This is a genomic window from Pseudooceanicola onchidii (genome assembly GCF_004959925.1).
Lineage (GTDB): Bacteria > Pseudomonadota > Alphaproteobacteria > Rhodobacterales > Rhodobacteraceae > Pseudooceanicola > Pseudooceanicola onchidii.
Genome location: NZ_SPUW01000002.1, coordinates 897,556 through 920,794, shown reverse-complemented (window position 1 = coordinate 920,794; position 23,239 = coordinate 897,556). Strand labels below are relative to the sequence as shown.

Here is a 23,239-nt window from a genome sequence, read left to right as displayed (position 1 = left end):
ACCGCTCGATGATTGTCAAACTGCCGGTATCCCATGCAGACCGTCCACCTTCCCATGATCGGCACCGATATCGCCTGGCGCGACGCCGCGCGCGCGCATCTGGCCCAGGGCACGCCGCCCGAGGCGCTGTTGTGGACGCATGGCGATGCCCCGCAGACCGACCTGTTCGGCGCAACGGCTGCGCCGAACCCGGCGATGGTGACCCCGCTGACGGTGCCGAAACCCTTCGTCGATCTGTCGCGCCGGGTGGTCTGGCACAGCGATCCTGAACGCTTTGCCCGGCTCTATGCCTTTCTCTGGCGGCTGCGGGACCGGCCCGCCCTGATGCGCGACACGGCCGATCCGGATCTGATCCGACTGAACGGCATGGAAAAAAACGTGCGTCGCTGCGCGCACAAGATGAAAGCGTTTGTCCGGTTCCGCGACATCGCCCAGGGCACGACAGGGCGCCGCCGCTTTGCCGCCTGGTTCGAACCGACGCATTTCACGCTGGAACCCACATCGCCCTTTTTCGCGCGCCGTTTCGCCGACATGGACTGGGTGATCGCCACGCCGCACGTCACCGCCCGCCACGAAAACGGCCGCGTCACCTTCGCCCCGGGCCAGGCAAAGCCCGACCTGCCCGAAGACGGCGCCGAACAGCTGTGGGAGACGTATTTCTGCAACATCTTCAACCCGGCGCGCGTCAAGATCAGCGCCATGCAGTCCGAGATGCCCCGGAAATACTGGAAGAACATGCCCGAGGCGAAGCACATCCCCGCGCTCATCGCGGGGGCCGAGGCCCGCGTGCGCGAAATGGCCGAAACCGCGCCGACCCTGCCGCCGTTGCGGGCGGCCCGGGTGCTGGATCGCCTGCACCAGCCCAGGGACCTGCCCGAGCTCAGCTTTGACGCCATGCGCGCCCGCGCCGAAGAGGCGAGCCGCGATCTGCCCGAAGGCTACGGCCGCATCATCCTGGGCGAAGGGCCGCAGACGGCCCAGGTCATGATCGTCGGCGAACAGCCGGGCGATCATGAGGATCAGGCCGGTCGGCCCTTTGTCGGCCCTGCCGGGCAGCTGTTTGACCGGATCGCCGCCGAGGCGGGGCTTGATCGGACAGGGGCTTACGTCACGAACGCGGTGAAGCAGTTCAAGTTCAGGCGGCAGGGCAAACGGCGCATCCACATGCCGCCAAACCGGACCGAGATCGAACACGGCCGCTGGTGGCTGGATCTTGAGTTGCAGCTGGTTCACCCGAAGATGATCCTTTCCATGGGGGCCACGGCGCTGCAGGCGCTGACGGGATCACGGGACGGATTGCTGAAACGCCGGGGGCAGATCGAAGCCACGCCCTACGGCCCGGTGCTGGTCACGGTACATCCGTCCTATCTGCTGCGCCTGCCCGACAGAGTGCGCCAGGAGGATGAGACGGCGCTTTATCGCAACGATCTGGCCGTGTTTGCCGGGATGGCTGCGGCGGCCTGAGGGACGTTTATCCGCAGACACGGGGCGAAGGCCGGAAACGGGCGATCCTGACGGGAAAGGCCAACGGCGCTTGCACGAACACGATCCACCGTCCCCGCCATCATCCGAAAAAGGAAAAGGCCGCATCCCATCGGATGCGGCCTCCCTCGTCCCTTGAGCCGACCTTGTACGGCCGGTTCTCGACTTAGTTCTGTGCGTAGTATTCGATCACGAGGTTCGGTTCCATGATGACCGGGTACGGCACGTCCGACAGGCCCGGGGTGCGCACGAAGGTCGCAACCATCTTGGAGTGGTCGACGTCCAGGTAATCGGGAACGTCACGCTCGGGCAGCTGGGCCGCTTCGAGGACCAGAGCCATCTGCTTGGACTTCTCGCGAACCTCGATCTTGTCGCCTTCCTTCACGCGGTAGGAGGGGATGTTCACGCGCTTGCCATTCACCAGGACGTGGCCGTGGTTGACGAACTGACGGGCGGCGAAGACGGTCGGCACGAATTTGGCGCGGTAGACGATGGCGTCCAGGCGGCGCTCGAGCAGGCCGATCAGGTTCTCGCCGGTGTCACCCTTGGTCCGGGCGGCGTCGCCGTAGATGCGCTTGAACTGCTTTTCGGTCAGGTCGCCGTAGTAGCCTTTCAGCTTCTGCTTGGCGCGCAGCTGAAGGCCGAAGTCGGACATCTTGCCCTTGCGGCGCTGACCGTGCTGGCCGGGGCCGTATTCACGACGGTTGACCGGGGATTTCGGACGACCCCAGATGTTTTCGCCCATCCGGCGGTCGATTTTGTACTTGGCAGACGTGCGTTTGGTCACGGTCTGATCTCCTTCGTTTTATGGCTCCGCAACTTGGTCCGAAAACCGGTTCCCACTTTTCGGGTTGCGGACGCGGGCGACCTCAACCGATCTGTCGGACCCGAGCCCGGTCAGGCTGCGGATATGAAGGGCGTTGTCCTTTGGTCTTTGGCCGGGATCATGTCCCAGGCTTCATCCCGACAGGCATCCCCTTGCGGGGGCCACCAACACCAATGAAGACCCCGCCGGTAAAGGCGGGGATGGGCGGCTTATACAGATGAAAGAAAGGGAGTCAACAGCCCGCACCGCGCGGGGGCTCTGCCCCCTTGGCCTGCGGCCAATTCCCCCGGGATATGGAACCAGAGGAAGGGCGGACCGTATCGCGTCAGGCGGCGTCGTGGCGCAGGATGGCGGCTTCGGACCGGGTCAGGTTGCGGCGGGCATGGCGGCCATAGGCCATCGGGTCGGCCACCAGATCGGGCATGCCCGCGACCAGACGCGCACGATCGGCGTCGGTCAATGCAGACAGGGCGGCGTTGGCGGGATGGAAGCTTTCCGTTTCGACGCAATTGGCCCAGATCACCTGGTGGCTTTCCAGCAGCAGGTGAATATAGGTGATCTCTTTCAGCCCGGTTTTCTGCCGGATGGTCGTGCCGTTGATCAGGTCGCGGGCGGCCACCAGCACCTCGTCGGTATTGAAAAGGGCCTGCGCCGCACGGCCGCGGACCAGCATCCTGTGTTCGGGCGACACCAGCAACGTATCGTCGGGCCGGTCGATGCCGAAGGCGCCGGGGCTGATCCGCACCGGCCGCAGGTGCGGCATGGTATAGAGCCGCGCGCCGGACATCCGCCGCGCGCCAGACCAGAGGATTTCCTGCGGGCCGTTGTCCTTGGTCAGAACCCGGTCGCCTTCCCGCAGCTCTTCGACCGGGACGGCACCATAGGGGGTGGCGATCCGGGTGCCCGGAGTGAAGCAGATCACACCGCCTGCCACCGGTTCGCCGGGCGCCAGGGCCTGCGCGACGTTGTTGTGCTGGACGATCCAGAATTCGCGATCCGAGGGGGGCAGTTCATCGACGAACATGATCAGCGGGAGAGAACCTTCGACGCCGATCAGCGTGGCGGTGTAGGAAAGCCGCCCATCGGTCACGACAAAACCGCCGTCCATCAGCGGGTCGTCCCCGATCATGTCCTGAAGGTCGGTCTGCGGATCCATCGCCGCCCCGACAAGGCGACGCACCACCCGTGCCGCCCGGCGTCTGATGTTCCGGTCTTCGTCTGCCTGTTCCAGCCGCAAGACCTCGGTCGGGCCGTCCACGCGGACCGCCTGCCCCGTCCAGGACCAGGTGGCCCCGATGCGAAGCGCCGATAGCCTGGGGGCGCGAAGCCCGTCCAGCTCTGCCTGCGACCAGGACATGACATACGTGCCCTTGAAGCCCGCGCTCATGCCTGTTCTCTGCCTTCCCCGATAACCGGGACTGTTCGTTTTTTGTATCATGCCGGTCTTTTTAGACCGGTCGTATTAAGATCAGTTTATCAGACTATTGCGGCTTCTGTAACCCCGGCGAGGTATCCGCGCGTCAGAACCGTATCTGAATCCGCAGCGCCCCGATCAGCTGGCTTTCGCGCTGACCCACGAATTCCTTGCCCAGCCAGGTCAGGCCATAGAAGCCCGCCCATGTGTCGCGCTGCACGTGCACCCCCGCCCGCAGCCTGTAACGCGCGTCGGTCAGCGTGTTGGTCGCGGACGGAAGGTGCAGGCTTTCCCAGACCTTGGCGACATCGGCACCGGCAACAAAGGCGACGCCCGGCGTGGGCCGGGTGACCGCGCGATAGCGATGGCCGGTGACCGGATCGCGCACCAGAAGCTCCCCCTGCCCGAACGGGCCGATCGTCAGGTCAAGGCCGACACGGGCCATGTCCTCGACCCCGGCACGCAGTTCGGCGAAGGGGCGCAGGGTCGCACCGCCCAGGGAAAGATCCCGGCCGACCTCGACCACACCCGACCCATGCACGCCGTTCGGGGTCTGCGCCGCCGCGACCGCCGGGTGGATCATGTGATCGAACCCCGTCGCGCGGTGCAGGAACATCTGGAAATCGGACAGGCCGGTCTGCGGCCCGGTGATCACCGCATCCGCCCCCATGGCCACCTGCCAGCCGCCCCGGTCGAAATGAGTGTGCAGACCAAGCGACAGCGCCTGGCTGTAGGGCCGGTCCATCATCCAGGGAAGATCCAGACGCGCGGGCGCGATGACCTCGCCCAGGATGCGGAATTCCAGCACCTGGCCCGGCACGTCCGGCAGACGTCCCGTCCAGGCCGGCCCGAAGACATAGCTGGCCGCGACGGACCCGGTGCGCCAGCGATCGATACGGTCTCCGAACAGGTCGTTGACCGACAGCCGCCCGTGGCCGATCCGCGACCATGACCGGTCATCGGCCGAGGCGACGGAGGCCGCGAGGATCAGCAGAAGGGAGAGGAGGATGCGCATCAGGAACCCCGGCTTTTCCCTTGGCATATCGCGCGGTGGCCCCTGCGCCAAGATGCCCGCAATCGGCCGCCCGCCGCCTGTCGCAAATCCGCCGCGCCCGGGTGCGCGTCACATGTCGCGATGATGCAGGATCCGGCCGATCACGTTCATCAGAAGCTGCGCCGCGAGGATCGAGGTCACCCCGCCCGGATCATGATCCGGCGCGACCTCGACCAGGTCGAGCCCCACGATCTCTCCGTGCTGGGCGAGCGCATCGATCAGCTCGAGCACCTCGTAATACAGGAACCCGCCGTGACTGGGCGTGCCAGTCCCCGGGGCGATCGACGGGTCGAAGGCGTCGATGTCGATGGTCAGGTAATAGCGCTCGGCGGCCGGGATGCGCGCCAGCATCCCCGCGACGCCCAGCCCGCGGGCCTGCCGGACCGACAGGATGTCGGAGCCCATGCCGCGCGCGGCCTCATAGCCGTCCTTGGCGGTCGACGACACGTTGCGGATGCCGATCTGGGTCAGCCCGGTGACCCAGGGCTTTTCCGCCGCGCGCCGCATCGGGTTGCCATGGCCATACCGCACACCGTGGCGTTCATCGACAAAATCCAGATGCGCGTCGATCTGGATCAGGTGCACGGGTTCTTCCCCGTCAAAGGCGTTGATGCAGGGAATATTGACCGAATGATCGCCGCCGATGACCACCGGCAGCGCCCCGGCCGCCAGCATCTTGCGCACCCCGTGTTCGATGTTCCGGTGGCTGGCCTCGGTATCGGTATGCACGATGTCGGCGTCGCCGATATCGACGATGGTGACGCGGTGCGGTTCCAGATAGGTGACATCGTCCTCGTGGTCGTAGGCGCCGGCATGGCCGAAGGAAAACAGGGTCGAGGCCTCGCGGATCGCGCGCGGCCCCATGCGCGCGCCCGACCGCCACTGCGTCCCCATGTCAAAGGGCGCACCCATCACGGCGACGTCCGCATCGATGCTGTCCCAGTCTTCGACATACGGGTATTTCCCGAAGGTGCAGATCCCCACGAAGGGCAGGTTCAGCCGTCCGCCGTCATAGCCATGTTTCATGTCACGTCCCTGTTTTTCCGTCACTAAGGCACAGTTTGCCCCGTTTGTCGCGCCCGTCGGCCCGACCCGTCGCCCCCGGCCCTTCCCAAGCGCGCCGAAACCCCTAAGTTGTTCCCGGTGTAACAGGAGATGACATGAGCGGACTTCTCGCCCTGCTGGATGACGTGGCAGCCATCGCAAAGATCGCGGCCACCTCGATCGACGACGTCATGGGTCAGGCGGTCAAGGCCTCGACCAAGGCGGCGGGGGCGGTGATCGACGACGCGGCGGTCACGCCGAAATACGTCCACGGGTTCAGTGCCGACCGCGAACTGCCGATCGTCTGGAAGATCGCCCGAGGGTCGCTGTTCAACAAGATCGTCATCCTGCTGCCGATCGCCCTGCTGCTGTCGACCTTCCTGCCGATGCTGATCTATCCGCTGCTGATGCTGGGCGGGGCGTACCTGTGTTTCGAAGGGGCGGAAAAGGTCTGGCACGTCCTGAGCCCCGCCCACCACGACCAGGCCGAGGCCGTCGCCAAGAAGAAGGTCGACGGCGCGCATCTTGAGGAACAGAAGGTCAAGGGCGCGATCAAGACCGACTTCATCCTCTCGGCCGAGATCATGACGATCGTGCTTTCGGCCCTGCCCGAAAGCCAGCCCCTCTGGCTTGAGGCAATGGCCCTTGGCGTCGCCGGGATCATCATCACGCTCGCCGTCTATGGCGCGGTGGCGCTCATCGTGAAAGCCGATGACCTGGGGCTTGCCATGGCCGACCACGGCCGCTTTGCCCTGACCCGCAGCCTTGGCATGGGGATCGTGCGCGGCATGCCCTATTTCATGCAGCTTCTCATCATCGTCGGCACCGCCGCGATGATCTGGGTCGGCGGATCGATCCTGGTGCACGGGTTGCACGAACTGGGCTGGCACCTGCCCTACGAGACCATCCACCACATCGCCGTCGACCTCGCCGAAGGCACCGGAGAGCTGGCCGGTGCCGTCGAATGGACCGTGACCGCCTTCCTCGACGGCGTGATCGGGCTCGCGGTCGGCGCCCTGCTGATCCCGCTGGTGAGCGTCGGGATGGGCCTTTTCGGCGGAAAGAAACAGGGCGCGCACTGAAGCCCCCAAAACCAGAAAGAGCCGCAGGCGGTGATGCGCTGCGGCTCTTTCTGTTGGATAGCTGGCTGGCGCGTGGCTTGCTGGCTGTCTGTAAGATGTGTTTAGCCCGCTCCATGGTCGGGCGCAAGATATAACCCAATAAAATCATATAGTTGACAGATTTAATCGGGTATCGAACCGACCTTCCCCGAACGCGCTGAAATCAATCACTTGCCGACAGCAGTGTCCCGCAGCACCACATCCGCAGGGGCCGCACCGGCGATGACCCGGTCCGCGTTGACCAGATCGTTGCCCTGCGCCCGGGCGCGGGCGGCCTGCTCGCTCAATCCGTGATCCAGCCAGCGCGCGATCAGGCGGCGTTCCAGTTCGGCGCGCGGCACGTCGAGGCGGACGGTCATGTCGAACTGCTCTGCCAGCCCGGACCACGGCGGTTCGTTCAGCAAAAGATAGTTGCCCTCGGCCAACAGGATGCGGGTGTCGGCCGTGACCCGGCCTCCGCCTGGAACGGTGCGGTCGGCGGCACGGTCGAAGGTCGGATAGGCGACGTCCCCGCCTGCCCGCACCTGCCGCAGCAGCGCAGCATAGCCCGCCGCGTCGAAGGTTTCGGGCGCGCCCTTGCGCTCGAACAGGCCCATGTCGCGCAGTTGGTCGTTGTCGAGATGGTAGCCATCCATCGGCAGCACCGCCGCGCCGTCGCCGAGCAAGGCCGCCAGCTGATCCGCCAGCGTCGATTTCCCAGACCCCGGCGCCCCGGCAATCCCGACGATGAACCGCGCACGCCCGGCGGAGCGGGTGCGGATCTCTTCGGCCAGATCGGTCAGTGCGGGGGTCATTGCACCGCCCGGATCGCGGGATAGGCGGCGCGGAACCTTCGGTAGGCCGCGTCAAACGCCGGGACCAGCGCGGGATCGGGGTCGATCACTTCTCCGCCCTCGGGGGGCAGGATCACGTCTTCGGGCCGTTCGCCGGTTGCGGCGATCCGGGCCAGACGGGCCGCGCCAAGTGCTGCGCCGAACTCTCCGCCCTCGGGCAGGGACAGCGGCGTGTTCAGGACCGTCGCGATCAGCCGCACCCAATAGCGCGACCGCGCGCCGCCGCCGATGGCCTGCAGCACACCGATCCGCGCCCCGGCGGTCTTCATCGCCTCGGCCGTGTCGCGCAACCCGAAGGCCACGCCTTCCAGCACCGCGCGGGTCATGTCGTCCAGCGTGGTCTGCGTGCCAAGCCCGGTAAAGGCCCCGCGCACATCGGCGTCGTTGTGGGGCGTCCTTTCGCCCGACAGGTAGGGCAGGAACTGCACGCCACCCGGCGCCAAGAGCCTGTCACCCAAGCCCGCCGTCAGATCCGCCGGGCGGCGCCCGCTGATCCGCGACAGCCAGTTGAGGCAATCGGTTGCCGACAGCATCACCCCCATCTGGTACCAGCGCCCCGGCACCGCGTGACAGAAGGTGTGCAGCGCGGTCTCGGGCGCCGGGTGATAGCCGTCGCGCGCGATCAGCAGCACGCCCGAGGTGCCAAGCGACACGAACCCCTGCCCCTCGGCCAGCGCGCCGATCCCGCAGGCGGCGGCGGCATTGTCGCCCGCCCCGCCGGCCACCACCACCGGACCATCGACGCCCCAATCGCGCGCAAGATCAGCCCGAAGGTGACCACCTGGCTCGCACCCTTCGACCAGGCGCGGCATCTGATCGCGCCGCATGTGACCGGCGTCCAGAAGCCGCTCGGACCAGTCCCGCGCGCCCACGTCGAGCCAGGATGTCCCGGCGCTGTCGCTCATGTCGGCGACATGTTCGCCGGTCATGTGGAACGACAGGTAGGCGGCGGGCAGAAGCACCTTGGCCACCCGGGCATGGGCCTCGGGGTCGTGCCTGCGAAGCCATTCCAGCTTGGGGGCGGTGAAGCCCGGGAAGACGATGTTGCCGGACAGGCCGCGCACCTCGGGCGTGGCGTCCAGCGTGGCGGCTTCGGCATGGCTGCGGGTATCGTTCCACAAGATGCAGGGCCGGATCACCCGGTCGTCGGCATCCAGCAGCACCGCCCCGTGCATGTGCCCCGACACCGCCACGCCGCGCAGCCCGGCGAAGGCCGGACAGGCCCCGCGCAATTCGGCCACCGCCCTGTGCAGGGCATCGACCCAGACCTGCGGATCCTGTTCGGACCAGCCGGGCGCAGGGTGTTGCGTGTCATAGGCAACCTCGGCCGACCCGATCGGCCGACCGCCGCCGTCCACCAGCAGCGCCCGCAGGCCCGAGGTGCCAAGGTCGATGCCAAGGAAGGCCATGTCAGCCCTCCAGGTAGGCGGCAATGGCGGCCTCGACGCCCTGATCCCAGATCATCCGCAGCCAGTGATCGAAGGCATCGGCGAAATCTGCAACGCCCCCCAGATCACCGTACAGGTGCCCCCGCGCCAGCCAGGCCGCCGGATCGCTCCGCGCCAGGCGCGCGGCCGATTGCAGGTCACCCCAGAAGGGATCGTTCGGTACGATCTCGGTGCCGTCCTCGCGGGTGCCGTCGCACATCCGCGCCCAGATCGCCTCGACCAGCGCCAATCCTCGGACGGGCCGGCCCGACGCCAGCCCGTCCCGGATCGACGGGATCACGAACCCGGTGTGGCGGGAGGAGCCGTCAAAGGCCACGCGCCGGGTCGTGTCGACGATACGGGGGTTTCCAAACCGCTGCGCGATCAGCGCAACGTAACTCTCGGGCGTCATGCCCGGCACAGGTTTGACATGCGGCACGATTTCATCCCGCGCGACCTTGTCGAACAGCGCCGAGATCCGGGGATGCGCCATGCAGCCCGCGATGCTGTCGACCGACAGAACCTCGCCCGCGCCCGCGATGACCTGATGCCCGCCGTTGAGGATGCGGATCTTCATCGTCTCGTAATCGTGCACGTGATCCGAGAAGGTCGCCCCCGCGCGGTCCCAGTCGGGCCGCCCGGCGCAGAAGTCGTCCTCGATCACCCACTGGCGGAAATTCTCGTGTGTCACCGGCGCGGCGTCGTCGATGCCAAGCGACCGGACCAGCTCAAGCTCTTTCGGGCCAGTGGCGGGCACGATGCAGTCGACCATCGAATTGGGGAAGCTGCACTGCGTCTCGATCCAGTCGGCCAGGTCGGGATCGGAAAGCCGCGCCAGCGACACGACCGTCTGGCGCAGGATCGCGCCGTTGCCCTGCAGGTTGTCGCAGCTGAGCCCGGTGAACGGGCCGATCCCGCGATCCCGCCGCAGCCGCAGCGCCGCCACCATCGCGCCAAAGGCCGTGCGCGGCGTGGCCGGATTGGCCGCGTCGTGGCGGATGTCGTCATGGCCCGCGTCGAACCCCTTGGTCACCGGGTCGATGTAATACCCGCCTTCCGTCACGGTCAGCGCGACGATGCGGATGTCCGGCTGGGCCATGCGGTCGATCAGCGGCGCATTGTCCGCCGCGACCGGGACGTAGTCGATCATCGATCCGACGACCTCGACCGCCGTTCCGGCCGGGTCAAGCTCGATCAGCGTCGTCAGGTAATCCTGCGCCGCCAGCTTCTTGCGCTGGTCTTCGTCATAGGCGCGCACCCCGGCCCCGACGATCCCCCAGTCCAGCGCATCGCCCTGCTGCATCAGCCGGTGTAGGTACCAGGCCTGATGCGCCCGGTGAAAGTTGCCCACGCCGATGTGCACGATGCCCGCCGTCACGGCAGACCGGTCATAGCGCGGGCGCAGCACGCCGTCGGGCAGATCGGCCAGCGTGGCGTCGCGCGGGGGTGTCAGGTCGGGGTTCTGCACGATTGCTCCCTCAGCTCATCCAGTTGCCGCCATCGACCCCGAAGGTCTGGGCGACGATGTAATCGGCCTCGTCCGTGGCCAGGAAGATCGCCATGCCGGTCAGATCCGAGGCGCGGCCCATCCGGCCATGCGGCACGGCTGCGCCGACCTCGGCCTTCTTCTGGCCCGGCGCCTTGCCTTCGTGTTTCGCAAAGAACGCATCGACGCCGTCCCAGTGTTCGCCGTCGACGACACCGGGCGCGATGGCGTTGACGTTGATCCCGTGGCGGATCAGGTCGAGCCCGGCGGACTGCGTCAGGCTGATGACCGCCGCCTTGGACGCACAGTAGACCGCGACCAGCGGTTCACCCCGGCGGCCTGCCTGGCTGGCCATGTTGATGATCCGACCGCCCCGGCCCTGCGCGATCATCTGGCGCGCGGCCGCCTGCAGGGTGAAAAGCGTGCCGGACACGTTGATCGCAAAGACCCGGTCATAGTCGGCCCGCGTGATTTCAACCGTCGGAGAGGCGGTGAAGATCGCCGCGTTGTTGATCAGGATGTCGAGCCCATCGAAGGCCTCGACCACCTGTGCGACGGCGCTGTCGATGCTGTCCTGGCGGGTCACGTCCATCTCGACCGCGATGGCCGCGTCGCCGATGTCGGCGGCGGCGTCCCGGGCCCGGGCGATGTCGATATCCCCAAGCGCCACGCGCGCGCCCTCGGCGGCATAGGCGCGGGCGAATTCCAGCCCGATGCCCCGCGCGGCCCCGGTGATCAGGGCCGTCTTTCCGGCCAGTCGGGTCATTCGACCCGCAGCCCCTGGGCGTCAAAGCGATGCAGATGCGCCGGGTCCGGCGTCAGGAACACCCTGGACTTGTACTTCAGGTCCATCTCGCCACTGGCGCGCACGGTCAGGGGGTCGGCAAAGCCCGGGCAGTTGACGTGGAAGAAGGTGTCGGACCCAAGGTGTTCGGACACGCCGACCGTGCCTTCCCATTCGCCGCTTTCGGTCGAGATCAGCAGATGCTCGGGCCGGATGCCGATGGTATGCGCGCCATGCTTTTCGGCCTGCGCCCCGCTCAGCAGGTTCATCTTGGGGCTGCCGATGAAGCCCGCGACAAAGGTGTTGCGCGGCGTCCGGTACAACTCCAGCGGGCTGCCGACCTGTTCGATCCGGCCTGCCTGAAGCACCACGATCTTGTCGGCCATGGTCATCGCCTCGACCTGGTCGTGGGTCACGTAGATCATCGTGGTCGCCAGGCGCTTGTGCAGTTCCGAAATCTCAAGCCGCATCCCGACCCGCAGCGCCGCATCAAGGTTCGACAGCGGTTCGTCGAACAGGAACGCCTGCGGTTCACGCACGATGGCCCGGCCGATCGCCACACGCTGACGCTGACCGCCCGACAGCTGCCCCGGCCGCCGTTCCAGGTAATCGGTCAGGTTCAGCACCTCGGCCGCCTGGGTCACGCGGCGGTCCTGTTCGGCCTGGTCCATCTTGGCCATCCGCAGCGGGAAGGCGATGTTCTTGCGCACCGACATGTGCGGATAAAGCGCGTAGGACTGGAACACCATCGCCAGCCCCCGCCGCGCGGGCGGCACCATCGTCGCGTCCTGTCCGTCGATCAGCACCTGACCGCCCGACACGTCCTCGAGCCCCGCGATCAGGCGCAGCAGCGTGGACTTGCCGCAGCCCGACGGGCCGACGAAGACCACGAACTCGCCATCTTCGATCTGCAGGTCAAGCGGCGGAATGACCGTGAGGTCTCCGAACTTCTTGGTCACCTTGCTAAGCTGGATCTGTCCCATCTGTGTCTTCCCTGTTTCCCGGTCCTATTTGACGGCGCCGAAGGTGAGGCCGCGGACAAGTTGTTTCTGGCTGAACCAGCCCATGATGAGGATCGGCGCGATGGCCATGACCGACGCCGCGCTGAGCTTGGCGTAGAACAGCCCCTCGGGGCTTGAGTAGCTGGCGATGAAGGCCGTCAGCGGGGCCGCCTTGGCCGCGGTAAGGTTCAGCGTCCAGAAGGCTTCGTTCCAGGCGAGGATCACGTTGAGCAGCACGGTCGAGGCGATCCCCGGCACCGCCATGGGTGTCAGGACGTACATCACCTCTTCGCGCAGGCTGGCCCCGTCCATCCGCGCTGCTTCCAGGATCTCGCCCGGGATTTCGCGGAAATAGGTGTAAAGCATCCAGACGATGATCGGCAGGTTGATCAGCATCAGCACCATCACCAGCCCGATCCGTGTGTCGAGGATGCCAAGCTGGATGAACAGCAGGTAGATCGGATAGAGCACACCGACCGCCGGAAGCATCTTGGTCGACAGCATCCACATCAGGATCCCCCGCGTCCGGTCCGACGGCACGAAGGCCATGGACCAGGCCGCCGGCACCGCCACGATCACCCCAAGGAGGGTCGATCCCACGGCAAGGATCACCGAGTTGGAGAAATGCTTGAAGTAGTCCGACCGCTCTTGCACCACGGCATAGCTGTCCAGCGTCCAGGCCGAGGTCAGAACCTTGATCGGGGTGCGGATCGCGTCGCCTTCGGATTTGAACGACAGCACGATGATCCAGAGGATCGGGAAGAAGATCAGCAGACCGATCGCCCAGGCGACGAGGGTGTTGATCAGCTTGCGGCGGGGTGTGACGGCACGGGCCATGATCTCAACTCCTCACGCGTCCAGGTTCTTGCCGACGATGCGCATCAGGAAGACCGCAATGATGTTGGCAAGGATGATGGCATAGACACCGCCCGCCGACCCAAGGCCCACGTTCTGGCTTTCCAGCACGCGCTGGAAGATCAGGTAGGTCAGCGTCTTGGTGCCGAAGGCGCCGCCGGTGGTCACGAAGATCTCGGCGAAGATGCCCAGCAGGAAGATGGTCTGGATCAGCACGACCACGGTGATCGCCCGCGCCAGGTGCGGCAGAACGATAAAGCGGAACCGGCTGAACTTGCGCGCACCGTCCATTTCGGCGGCTTCGATCTGTTCGCTGTCCAACGACTGGATGGCGGTCAACAGGATCAGCGTGGCAAAGGGCAGCCATTGCCAGCTGACAATCATGACGATCGACGGCAGCGACGCCTGGCTGAGCCATTGAACAGGTTCCGCGCCGAACGCGCGCCAGAGATGGGCGAGGAAGCCGTTGTTGGCATCCATGAACATGTTCTTCCAGACCAGGCCCGACACGGTCGGCATGACGAAGAAGGGGGCGATCACCAGGATCCGGACAATGCCCTGCCCCCACATCGGCTGATCCAGAAGGATCGCCAGCAGGATGCCCAGGACCACGGTGATCGCGAGGACCCCGCCGACAATGATCAGCGTGGTCCAGATGGCCGGCCAGAACGAACTGGACGACACGAAACGGACATAGTTTTCGAACCCGACCCAGCCCAGGTCGCCACCGCGCAGCGGCAGGTATTTCTTGAACGAGAAATACAGCGTCATGGTCAGCGGGACGAGCATCCAGCCAAGCAGCAGGATCACGGCCGGGGCCATCATCACACGTGCGGCGGATCGGGAATGCTGGGTCGCCATGGGCATGCCTCCTCTGTTGACGGATATACCGTCACTCATGCCTGAGCAGTTGGATAGGATCGTCGGGGTATGGTCCGGGGGCCGCGTCAGGGCAGCCCCCGGAAAGGTGGACGCTTAGCGGTAGCCTGCGGCTTCCATCGCGTCGTTGGTCAGCGCCTGAGCCTTTTCAAGGGCTTCGTCGACAGTTTGCTGACCGGCATAGACGGCCGAGAACTCCTGGCTGACTTCGGTCGCGATGCCCGCGAATTCCGGGATCGCCGCGAACTGAACGCCGACATAGGGGCTTTCTTCCACCGTCGAATTGTTCGGATCCGCCGTCAGGATCGATTCAAGGGTCATCTTCGCGAAGGGGATGTCCTTGTAGTTCTCGTTTTCATAAAGCGAGGTCCGCGCGCCCGGGGGAACGTTGGCCCAGCCTTCGTTTTCCGCAACCAGTTCGATGTACCCGGTCGAGGTCGCCCATTCGATGAACTCCTTCGCCGCGTCGACCTTCTGCGACCCGGCCGGGATGCCAAGCGCCCAGGCCCAGAGCCAGTTGGACCGCTTGCCCAGGCCGTTGTCCGGCGCCAGCGCGAAACCGACGCTGTCCGCAACGGTGGAGTCGTCGGGGTTGGTCACGAAGGATGCCGCAACGGTGGCGTCGATCCACATGCCGCACTTGCCCTGCTGGAACAGCGACAGGTTTTCGTTGAACCCGTTGGTCGCATAGCCCGCCGGGCCGCTTTCGTTCATCATGCCGACGAAGAATTCCAGCGTGTCTTTCCAGGGCTGAGTGTCGAACTGGGCGTTCCAGTCCATGTCGAACCAGCGCGCGCCGAACGAATTGGACATCGCGGTGATGAAGGCACCGCCCTCGCCCCAGCCGGCCTTGCCGCGCAGGCAGATGCCGTTGATGTCGGCGTCGCGGTCGGTCATCGCCGCGGCCGCTTCGCGGATGAACTCCCAGGTCGGGGCATCCGGCATTTCCAGACCGGCCTTCTCCATCAGGTCGGTGCGGTACATGATCATCGAGCTTTCGCCATAGAACGGTGCCGCGTACAGCGTGCCGTCGTGGCTCAGACCGCCGCGCATCGCGGGCAGGATGTCATCGACGTTGTAGTCCGCCGACAGGTCATCCAGCGCCACCAGCCAGCCGTTCGCGCCCCAGATCGGGGTCTCGTACATGCCGATGGTCATGATGTCGAAGGCACCACCCTTGGTGGTGATGTCCGTGGTCACGCGCTGACGCAGCACGTTTTCTTCCAGCGTCACCCACTCGACGGTGTGCCCGGTCTTTTCGGTGAAATCTTCGGTCAGCCCCTGCATGCGGATCATGTCGCCGTTGTTCACGGTCGCGATCACGAGGTTCTCTGCCTGCGCCGCACCGGCAGCAATCAGAGACATCGCAGTGGCCGCACGAAGTGCGTTTCTCAGTAACATTGGTGTCCTCCCATGGGTTTGATCCCTGGCGAAACCTTAGCGGCGATAATTGGCCTCGGTCAACAAATTACTTTACGCGCGTAAATTTATGAATTTTCGCCTTTGGTTGACAGGATGTTAAGCCGAGGCCCGCATGATCAGCTCGCCGTCGAACTGGGTGATCTGGCGCTCGGCCAGCCGCTCTCCCGATTCGATCATGTGCATGACTGTCTCGACGCTCTTGGCGGCGATCGCCGAATAGTTGTGCGAAATCGTGGTCAGCATCGGGCAGGTGAACCGCGAAAACGGGTGGTTGTCGTGCCCGGCCACGCGCAGCTCGCACCCCTCGGCATGGCCGACCTTCATCTCAAGCTCATAGGCCGCGGCCAGGAATCCGATCGCCAGGCGATCGTTCGAACAGAACACGGTATTCGTCGCCAGGCGCCGGTCCTGCAGGGCGCGGCGGCCCCCGCGATAGCCGATCTCTTCCAGCTCCCACCCCTCGCCTTCCGCCTGGATCACCTGCGGCTCAAGTCCCAGCCTTTCCATCGTCGCGACATAGGCGATCCGGCGTTTGTTGGCGTTCGGGTTGGGCGGCGTGCGCATCTCGAAGAACACCGGCGGCTCACCGCTGCGGACCAGATAATCCACCATGACTGTCGTGGCTTGCGCGTTGTTGTGGCCGACGAAGACATCGCCGACCCCTTCGATGTTGCTGTCAAAATTCACGGTCGGCACATCGGCGCAGAACCGTTCGATCGCCGCATGATCCGAGGCCCGCCCAAGCGGCGCCAGAAGCACCCCCGCCGGCTTGATCGCCCGCAGGCTTTCAAGGTTCTCGACCTCCAGCGCCGGATCCCCATGCGACGACAGCAAGATCGGCCGGAACCCTTCCGCGATCACCAGCGTCTCGACCCGGCGGGCAAGTTCGGCGAAGAACGGGTCGGCCAGGTAGGGCACTACGATCCCGACGTTCTTGGTCAGCTTCCGGTTCTGGTTCACCGCGAAGATGTTGGGACGGTAGTCGCACTGCTCCAACGTCCTCTCGATCTTCTCGCGGGTCGATGGCCGGACGCTTTCGGGATCGTTGAAATATTTCGACACCGTCGGCCGAGAGATCCCGCTCAGAGCTGCAAACTCCTCCATGTTCCGGATCTTCGGAGTGCTCATCCCACGGCGCCTCGTTAAAAACTTTCCTGAAACTTACAGTTTCTTATCGCGCGGAAAAAATCAACTGAGGAGAGGTCTGCAGGCGCTGGAAGCGACGCGGCGCCCGCCGCTGACAGGGGCGCCGGTCTGTCGAAGGTCAAATCGGACGGTCTGCCGTCAGCCGCACTTTGAATGGCCGCAGGACGAACAGGTCATGCAGCCTTCGACCATCATCATCGAATACTGGCCGCAGGACGGGCAGGCCTTGCCCCGGTTGCCGGACTCCAGCCCGACGACCTTGGCGGTCGGGTCGGTCTTGAGCCCCGTGCCCTCGCCTTCGATGAACCCGATCGCGATCAGGTGGGTTTCGATCACGCCGCCGATCGCCGCCAGGATTGAAGGGATGTACTTGCCCTTGATCCACGCCCCGCCGCGCGGGTCGAAGACGGCCTTCAATTCCTCGACCACGAAGGACACGTCGCCCCCGCGCCGGAACACGGCCGAGATCATGCGGGTCAGCGCCACGGTCCAGGCGAAGTGCTCCATGTTCTTCGAATTGATGAAGACCTCGAAGGGCCGCCGCCGTCCGCCGACGATAATGTCGTTGATCGTCAGATAGATGGCATGCTCACTGTCGGGCCACTTGAGCTTGTAGGTATTGCCTTCCAGCGTCTGCGGCCGGTCCAGCGGATCCTGCAGGTGGATGACGTCGCCCCCTTCCACCGGCATCGGCGCGGGTGCGTCTTCCTTGTTGGATTCGACCGACAACACCGACCCCGTCACATCGTTCGGACGGTAGGTGGTGCAGCCCTTGCAGCCCGTCTCGTAGGCTTCCATGTAGACGTCCTTGAACGCCTCGAAGCTGATGTCCTCGGGGCAGTTGATCGTCTTGGAGATCGACGAATCCACCCATTTCTGCGCCGCCGCCTGCATCTTGACGTGCTCAAGCGGGGCCAGCGTCTGGGCGTTGACGAAATGGTCGGGAAGCGGCGCGTCGCCCTTCAGTTCCTTCCACATCTGCACGGCGTAATCGACGACCTTCTCTTCGGTCCGGCTGCCGTTCTTCTGCAGCACCTTGCGGGTGTATTCATAGGCAAAGACCGGCTCGATCCCCGAGGACACGTTGCCCGCGTAAAGCGAAATCGTGCCCGTCGGCGCAATCGAGGTCAGCAGCGCATTGCGGATGCCATGGTCTGCCACGGCGGCGCGCACGTCCTCGTCCATCATCTGCATGGTGCCCGACGCCAGATAGGCGTCGCGGTCAAAGAGCGGAAAGGCCCCCTTTTCCTTCGCCAGATCGACCGACGCCAGATAGGCCGCCCGCGCAATCGCCCGCATCCACTCCTCGGTCTGCGCAGCGGCCTCGTCCGATCCATAGCGCAGCCCCAGCATCAACAGCGCATCGGCCAGCCCGGTGACACCCAGACCGATCCGGCGCTTGGCCTCGGCCTCGCGCGCCTGCGCCTCGAGCGGGAATTTCGACGCATCGACCGTGTTGTCCATCATCCGGATGGCCACGCGCACCAGCTGGTCCAGCGCCTCGGGGTCCAGTTCCGCCGCGTCCGTGAACGGCGCGGTCACCAGCCGGGCGAGGTTCACCGAGCCGAGCAGGCAGGCGCCATAGGGCGGCAGGGGCTGTTCGCCACAAGGGTTCGTCGCGGCGATGGTTTCGCAGTAGTTCAGGTTGTTGGCCTTGTTGATCCGATCGATGAAGATCACGCCCGGTTCGGCATAGTCATAGGTCGCCTGCATGATCCGGTTCCACAGATCACGCGCCTGAAGCGTGTGATAGACCTTGCCGTCGAAGACCAGATCCCAGGGCCCGTCGGCCTTCACCGCCTCCATGAACGGGTCGGTCACCAGGACCGACATGTTGAACATGCGCAGGCGGGCGGGGTCGGATTTCGCGCCGATGAAGGATTCGATATCCGGGTGATCGCAGCGCATCGTCGCCATCATCGCGCCCCGGCGCGATCCAGCCGACATGATCGTGCGGCACATCGCGTCCCAGACGTCCATGAACGACAGCGGGCCCGAGGCATCCGCCGCCACGCCCGCCACCGCCGCGCCCTTGGGCCGGATGGTCGAGAAATCGTACCCGATCCCCCCGCCCTGCTGCATGGTCAGCGCGGCTTCTTTCAACATGTCGAAGATGCCGCCCATGTCGTCCGGCACCGTTCCCATGACGAAACAGTTGAACAGCGTCACCTTGCGCCCCGTGCCGGCCCCGGCGGTGATGCGCCCGGCGGGCAGGAACTTGAAATCCTCAAGCGCGGCATAGAAGGTGTCTTCCCACTTGGCCGTGTCGTCCTCGACCTCGGCCAGGGCCCGCGCGATGCGGCGCCAGCTGTCTTCGATGGACCGATCGACGGGGGTGCCGTCGGCCTCTTTCAGCCGGTACTTCATATCCCAAACCTGTTCGGCAATGGGGGCGGCAAAGCGGGTCATGGCATGATCCTCGGGCAAATGGGACTCACAGGTTAGCATTGCGGGCGGGCAGTCTCTACCGGCCTTCACCGGCGGCATCCATATCGCCTGTGGGCCAAAGGTAAATGACACGTCTTGTTGACTTGCTGGACGCGCCGGGATCGCAGATATAAGGTAACCGAACCGGGATTACCACAAGATATAGGGTAAGCATGGCGAAAGTACACCTTATCAAGCTGTCTGTCGGTACGGAATCGGTGGACCAGCTGGCCGCCTGGCAGGCCACCCGTCGCGCCCAGGCCAGCGACGGCAACCCGCGCCATGTCACCCGCATGTGGCCCAAGCGCGAGGCCGAGCTGCTGGACGGCGGGTCGATCTACTGGGTGATCAAGGGGTTCATCCAGGCCCGCCAGCGCGTCCTGCGCCTGGACGAGGTCATCGGATCGGACGGCACCCGTCACTGCGCGCTGCTGCTCGACCCCGAGCTGCACACGACCGCCGCCACACCGCGCCGCCCGTTCCAGGGATGGCGCTATCTGGCCGAGGGCGACGCCCCGCCGGACCTGTCGAAATCACGCCAAAGCGAAGACACCCTGCCCCCCGACCTGTCCAAGGCACTGGCGGATATCGGGGTGCTTTGAGGGGCCGACGGCCGGTCAGTCCAGCCCCAGCCGGTCCAGCAACAGCGCCAGCACCTGCCGATCCTCGGCCGACATCTCGGCCCGGCGGGACCGGAACAGCGTGGCCTGCGACCTCAGGATCGGCTCTTCGCCCAGGATCTTGAGATGGTTGGCCCGCAAGGTTTCCCCGGTCGAGGTGATGTCGGCGATCGCCTCGGCGGTTTCGTTCTTCACGGTGCCTTCGGTCGCGCCCTGGCTGTCGACAAGCTGATAGTCCGCAACCCCATGATCGCGCAGGTAATCCCGCACCAGCCGGTGGTACTTGGTCGCGATCCGAAGCCGGAACCCGTGCGCCGCCCGGAAGGCCGAGGCCACCGCATCGAGGTCATCCAGCAGATCGACGTCGACCCAGGCCTGCGGCACGGCGAGGATCAGGTCGGCGTGACCGAAGCCCAGCTCGGCCAGTTCCTCGACCCGCTGATCCCACCCGGCCAGCTTTTCGCGCACCAGATCCGTGCCGGTGACGCCCAGGTGGATCCGTCCGGCGGCCAGTTCGCGCGGGATCTCTCCGGCGGACAGCATGATCAATTCGACCCCGTCGATCCCGTCGACCTTGCCGGCATATTCACGTTCCGACCCGGCGCGCCCCAGCACGATGCCGTGCTGCCCGAACCAGTCGAAGGTCTTCTCCATCAGCCGCCCCTTGGAGGGCACGCCCAGCTTCACGCTCATGCCTCGGCCTCCAGTTCGACGACCAGCCCGGGACGCACCACCGCGCCGACCGCCGGAATGCCATCCGGACGCCCGGCCCGCTGGCCAAGGATCCGCGTCAGCGCATCATACCGCCCGCCGGTCGCCACGGGGGGCAGATCGGGGCGGCTGCCGGCATAAAGGCCAAAGACGAAGCCGTCGTAATATTCCATGTGGGTGCGGCCATAGGCGGCTTCGAAATCCAGCGCCTCGATGTCCACGCCGCGGGCGTCCAGCGCGGCGGCGCGGGCGGCAACCCCTTCCACAGCCGGGGAAATCGCGGGCATGTCGATGGCGATGTCGCGCAACCGGGTCAGCGCGTAGGGCAGCGTTTCGCGCACCTCGAGGATGGCGTCGATCAACCCGACCTGCTTGTCCGACAGGGGCGCGGTATCCGCATCCGCCTTCAGCGCGGCGATCCGCGCCTCGACCTCGGCACGACCGCGCAGACCAATCTGCGGCCCGGCCGCGTCCAGCGGATTGTCGGCTGACAACAGGGCAAGGCGCGACGGCGGCACCGGGGTCCGGCCCGAGAACCGGTCAAGCAGCGCCTTGAACCGGCGCGGCCGCCAGATGTGCCGCATCAGCGCCGCCTTGCGGGTCGCGCTGGTCTCAAGCCCCGCCACCGCGGCCAGCAAGATGCCGATGTCGCCGGTTGCCGCCCGCAGGTTCAACCCCTCGGTCGCGGCCCGCACAAGCGCGAACACCTCGGCATCCGCCGCCGCCGGATCGGATCCGTCAAAGACCTCGACCCCGACCTGCAGGTATTCGTTGGCCCGGGATTCGTCCTCTTCCTGGCGGCGAAAGACCTCTCCGGAATAGGTGTAGCGTGCGGGTTCGGCGCCGCCGTTCATGTGCATCTCGACCACCGGGACGGTGAAGTCGGGGCGCATCATCTGTTCGCCGCGCAGCGCGTCCGAAGTGACGTAGGCCCGCGCCCGGATGTCTTCGCCGTACAGGTCCAGAAGCGTGTCGGCCGGCAACAGGATCGGGCATTCCACCGGGGCCGCACCTGCGGCTTCGAACCCGGCGCGCAGACGGGCGGCGCAGGTCTTCACCTCGGCCCGCGTTTCGGGCGAATGCCCCTGCCACAAAGGCATCAGCCCTGCCCTTTCAGAAGCTTCTGAATGTGCGGAACCAACTGATCGCGCGGAATTTCGGCTTGGGACGGACGTTCCTTCCATTCCTCAAGCGTCGCGTTTTCGGCAATGATCTTGCCCAGGATCAGGTCTTTCACCTGCACGACGCCCCGCGCCTTTTCCTCGCCCCCCTCGATCACGGCCGCCGGAGAGTTCCGCTTGTCCGCATACTTCAGCTGGTTGCCGAAGTTCTTGGGGTTGCCCAGATAGACCTCGGCCCGGATGCCTGCCGCCCGCAGCTCGGCCACCATCGCCTGGTAATCCGCCATCCGGTCGCGATCCATCACCGTGACCACCACCGGCCCCTGGTCCTGCGTCCCGATGCGGCCCTTTTCGCGCAGCGCCGCCAACAGACGATCCACCCCGATCGAGACACCGACGGCCGGCACCTGCTGCCCGGTGAACCGCGCCACGAGGTCATCGTAACGCCCCCCGCCCGCGACCGCCCCGAACTGCCGCTTGCGACCCTTTTCATCAAGAATTTCAAAGGTCAGCTCGGCTTCGAACACCGGCCCTGTGTAATAGCCAAGGCCCCGCACGACCGACGGATCAATCTCGATCCGGTCGGGGCCATAGCCGCCGGCCGCCAGCAGGTCGGCGATCTGTTCCAGCTCGGACACGCCGTCGGCGCCCACGGGGCTGTCCCCGATCGCAGCGCGCAGGTTCGCCAGCGTTTCGGCGACGGTCGCGCCCTTGGACGTCAGGAAGGCGATGACCGGTTCGGCCTGCGCCGCGTCCAGCCCGACCCCGTCGATATAGGCGCCCGAGGCGTCCAGCCGCCCCTTGCCAAGCAGTTCTCGCACCCCGGCCTCGCCCACCTTGTCGAACTTGTCGATGGTGCGCAGGACGTCAGCCTGCTGCCCGGCGTCCGACACGCCCATGGCCTCGAGCACGCCGTTCAGAACCTTGCGGTTGTTGACCCGGACGATGTAGTCGCCGCGCGGGATCCCGACCTCTTCCAGGCAATCGGCCAGCATTGCGCAGATCTCGGCATCCGCCGCCACGCTCGCCGTGCCGACCGTATCCGCATCACATTGATAGAACTGCCGAAACCGCCCCGGTCCGGGCTTTTCGTTGCGCCAGACAGGCCCCATGGCATAGCGCCGAAAAGGTGTCGGCAAATCGTTACGGTGCTGCGCATAGACGCGGGCCAGCGGCGCCGTCAGATCGTAGCGCAGCGCCAGCCAGTCGCCCTTGTCGCCCTCGTCCGCCTCTTGCCAGGCAAAGACACCTTCGTTCGGGCGATCCACGTCCGGCAGGAATTTGCCAAGCGCCTCAACGGTTTCCACCGCCGAGCTTTCCAGCGCATCGAAGCCGTAGCGATGATAGACCCCGGCAATGCGGGTCAGCATCTCCGTCCGCTCGGTCACCTGCGCGCCGAAATAATCGCGGAACCCCTTGGGCGTTTCAGCCTTGGGGCGCGGGGTTTTCTTGACCTTCGCCATGTCGGACCCTTACGTGGTTTGGCTCGCGGCGGGGTCTAGCCCATGGCCTGCGTCGCGGCAAGGCTTAGCGCGGGTGCACCCTTGCGCCGCGCGCGCCTTCGGTCCACCTATGGGCCAGCGACA

General features: G+C 65.7%; 20 protein-coding genes. 3 read left to right on the top strand and 17 right to left on the bottom strand.

The features are described from left to right. Positions 1-33: 33 nt before the first annotated feature. Entirely contained in the window at positions 34-1,464 is a 1,431-nt protein-coding gene (locus E4S58_RS12415) for a UdgX family uracil-DNA binding protein (RefSeq protein ID WP_136636707.1), read from the top strand. Positions 1,465-1,648: 184 nt separating this feature from the next. Here the strand turns inward: E4S58_RS12415 and rpsD are convergent, their stop codons facing one another. The 4 genes from rpsD to speB form a co-directional block, all read right to left on the bottom strand. Continuing rightward, the gene (gene rpsD, locus E4S58_RS12410) at positions 1,649-2,269 is read right to left on the bottom strand and encodes a 30S ribosomal protein S4 (protein WP_136636706.1); all 621 of its coding nucleotides are present in this window, start codon (positions 2,267-2,269) and stop codon (positions 1,649-1,651) included. A gap of 364 nt (positions 2,270-2,633) precedes the next feature. Next, complete coding sequence (locus tag E4S58_RS12405) at positions 2,634-3,695, bottom strand: Hint domain-containing protein (RefSeq protein WP_136636705.1); 1,062 nt, start codon at positions 3,693-3,695, stop codon at positions 2,634-2,636. A gap of 133 nt (positions 3,696-3,828) precedes the next feature. Beyond that, a complete protein-coding gene (locus tag E4S58_RS12400) occupies positions 3,829-4,737 on the bottom strand; it encodes a lipid A-modifier LpxR family protein (protein WP_136636704.1) in 909 nt (302 codons plus the stop codon). 108 nt (positions 4,738-4,845) lie between these two features. Continuing rightward, positions 4,846-5,802 carry an agmatinase gene (gene speB / locus E4S58_RS12395; RefSeq protein ID WP_136636703.1) on the bottom strand — a complete coding sequence of 319 codons (957 nt, stop codon included), beginning with the start codon at positions 5,800-5,802 and terminating at the stop codon, positions 4,846-4,848. A gap of 134 nt (positions 5,803-5,936) precedes the next feature. On the opposite strand from speB, the gene E4S58_RS12390 reads away from it, so the two are divergent. After that, positions 5,937-6,902 carry a DUF808 domain-containing protein gene (locus E4S58_RS12390; protein WP_136636702.1) on the top strand — a complete coding sequence of 322 codons (966 nt, stop codon included), beginning with the start codon at positions 5,937-5,939 and terminating at the stop codon, positions 6,900-6,902. Positions 6,903-7,108: 206 nt separating this feature from the next. On the opposite strand, the gene E4S58_RS12385 is transcribed toward E4S58_RS12390, so the two are convergent. The 10 genes from E4S58_RS12385 to E4S58_RS12340 all read right to left on the bottom strand — a co-directional run bounded on the left by E4S58_RS12385 (position 7,109) and on the right by E4S58_RS12340 (position 19,183). Next, a complete protein-coding gene (locus tag E4S58_RS12385; protein ID WP_136636701.1) occupies positions 7,109-7,735 on the bottom strand; it encodes a nucleoside/nucleotide kinase family protein in 627 nt (208 codons plus the stop codon). Further along, positions 7,732-9,183: a xylulokinase gene (gene xylB, locus E4S58_RS12380; RefSeq protein WP_136636700.1), complete on the bottom strand. Its 1,452-nt coding sequence runs from the start codon at positions 9,181-9,183 to the stop codon at positions 7,732-7,734. Before xylB ends, E4S58_RS12385 begins: the two co-directional genes overlap by 4 nt. 1 nt (position 9,184) lies before the next feature. Beyond that, positions 9,185-10,669, bottom strand: coding sequence for a mannitol dehydrogenase family protein (locus tag E4S58_RS12375; protein ID WP_240789542.1), 1,485 nt, complete (start codon positions 10,667-10,669; stop codon positions 9,185-9,187). A 10-nt stretch (positions 10,670-10,679) separates the two neighbouring features. Further along, positions 10,680-11,453, bottom strand: coding sequence for an L-iditol 2-dehydrogenase (locus E4S58_RS12370; protein WP_136636699.1), 774 nt, complete (start codon positions 11,451-11,453; stop codon positions 10,680-10,682). Beyond that, positions 11,450-12,454: an ABC transporter ATP-binding protein gene (locus tag E4S58_RS12365; RefSeq protein WP_136636698.1), complete on the bottom strand. Its 1,005-nt coding sequence runs from the start codon at positions 12,452-12,454 to the stop codon at positions 11,450-11,452. Before E4S58_RS12365 ends, E4S58_RS12370 begins: the two co-directional genes overlap by 4 nt. A 24-nt stretch (positions 12,455-12,478) precedes the next feature. Next, positions 12,479-13,309, bottom strand: a complete 831-nt coding sequence (locus E4S58_RS12360; RefSeq protein ID WP_136636697.1) for a carbohydrate ABC transporter permease — start codon at positions 13,307-13,309, stop codon at positions 12,479-12,481. 12 nt (positions 13,310-13,321) lie between these two features. Further along, the gene (locus tag E4S58_RS12355) at positions 13,322-14,188 is read right to left on the bottom strand and encodes a carbohydrate ABC transporter permease (RefSeq protein WP_136636696.1); all 867 of its coding nucleotides are present in this window, start codon (positions 14,186-14,188) and stop codon (positions 13,322-13,324) included. 114 nt (positions 14,189-14,302) lie between these two features. Further along, the gene (locus E4S58_RS12350) at positions 14,303-15,607 is read right to left on the bottom strand and encodes an ABC transporter substrate-binding protein (protein ID WP_136636695.1); all 1,305 of its coding nucleotides are present in this window, start codon (positions 15,605-15,607) and stop codon (positions 14,303-14,305) included. 117 nt (positions 15,608-15,724) lie between these two features. Then, complete coding sequence (locus tag E4S58_RS12345) at positions 15,725-16,756, bottom strand: LacI family DNA-binding transcriptional regulator (RefSeq protein ID WP_136636694.1); 1,032 nt, start codon at positions 16,754-16,756, stop codon at positions 15,725-15,727. Between the two features lie 156 nt (positions 16,757-16,912). Continuing rightward, complete coding sequence (locus E4S58_RS12340; protein ID WP_136636693.1) at positions 16,913-19,183, bottom strand: adenosylcobalamin-dependent ribonucleoside-diphosphate reductase; 2,271 nt, start codon at positions 19,181-19,183, stop codon at positions 16,913-16,915. Positions 19,184-19,374: 191 nt separating this feature from the next. On the opposite strand from E4S58_RS12340, the gene E4S58_RS12335 reads away from it, so the two are divergent. After that, positions 19,375-19,803, top strand: coding sequence for a DUF1489 family protein (locus tag E4S58_RS12335; protein WP_136636692.1), 429 nt, complete (start codon positions 19,375-19,377; stop codon positions 19,801-19,803). A gap of 15 nt (positions 19,804-19,818) precedes the next feature. Here E4S58_RS12335 and hisG read toward each other — a convergent pair whose 3' ends face one another. From hisG to hisS, 3 genes are read right to left on the bottom strand one after another with little or no spacing between them, the layout of a single operon-like run. Then, positions 19,819-20,514 (bottom strand): ATP phosphoribosyltransferase, encoded by a 696-nt coding sequence (gene hisG, locus E4S58_RS12330; RefSeq protein ID WP_136636691.1) that lies wholly within the window; start codon positions 20,512-20,514, stop codon positions 19,819-19,821. Next, the gene (locus E4S58_RS12325) at positions 20,511-21,632 is read right to left on the bottom strand and encodes an ATP phosphoribosyltransferase regulatory subunit (RefSeq protein WP_136636690.1); all 1,122 of its coding nucleotides are present in this window, start codon (positions 21,630-21,632) and stop codon (positions 20,511-20,513) included. Before E4S58_RS12325 ends, hisG begins: the two co-directional genes overlap by 4 nt. Further along, positions 21,632-23,116: a histidine--tRNA ligase gene (gene hisS / locus E4S58_RS12320; RefSeq protein WP_136636689.1), complete on the bottom strand. Its 1,485-nt coding sequence runs from the start codon at positions 23,114-23,116 to the stop codon at positions 21,632-21,634. The genes E4S58_RS12325 and hisS overlap by 1 nt, the downstream gene beginning before the upstream one ends. Positions 23,117-23,239 lie beyond the last annotated feature (123 nt).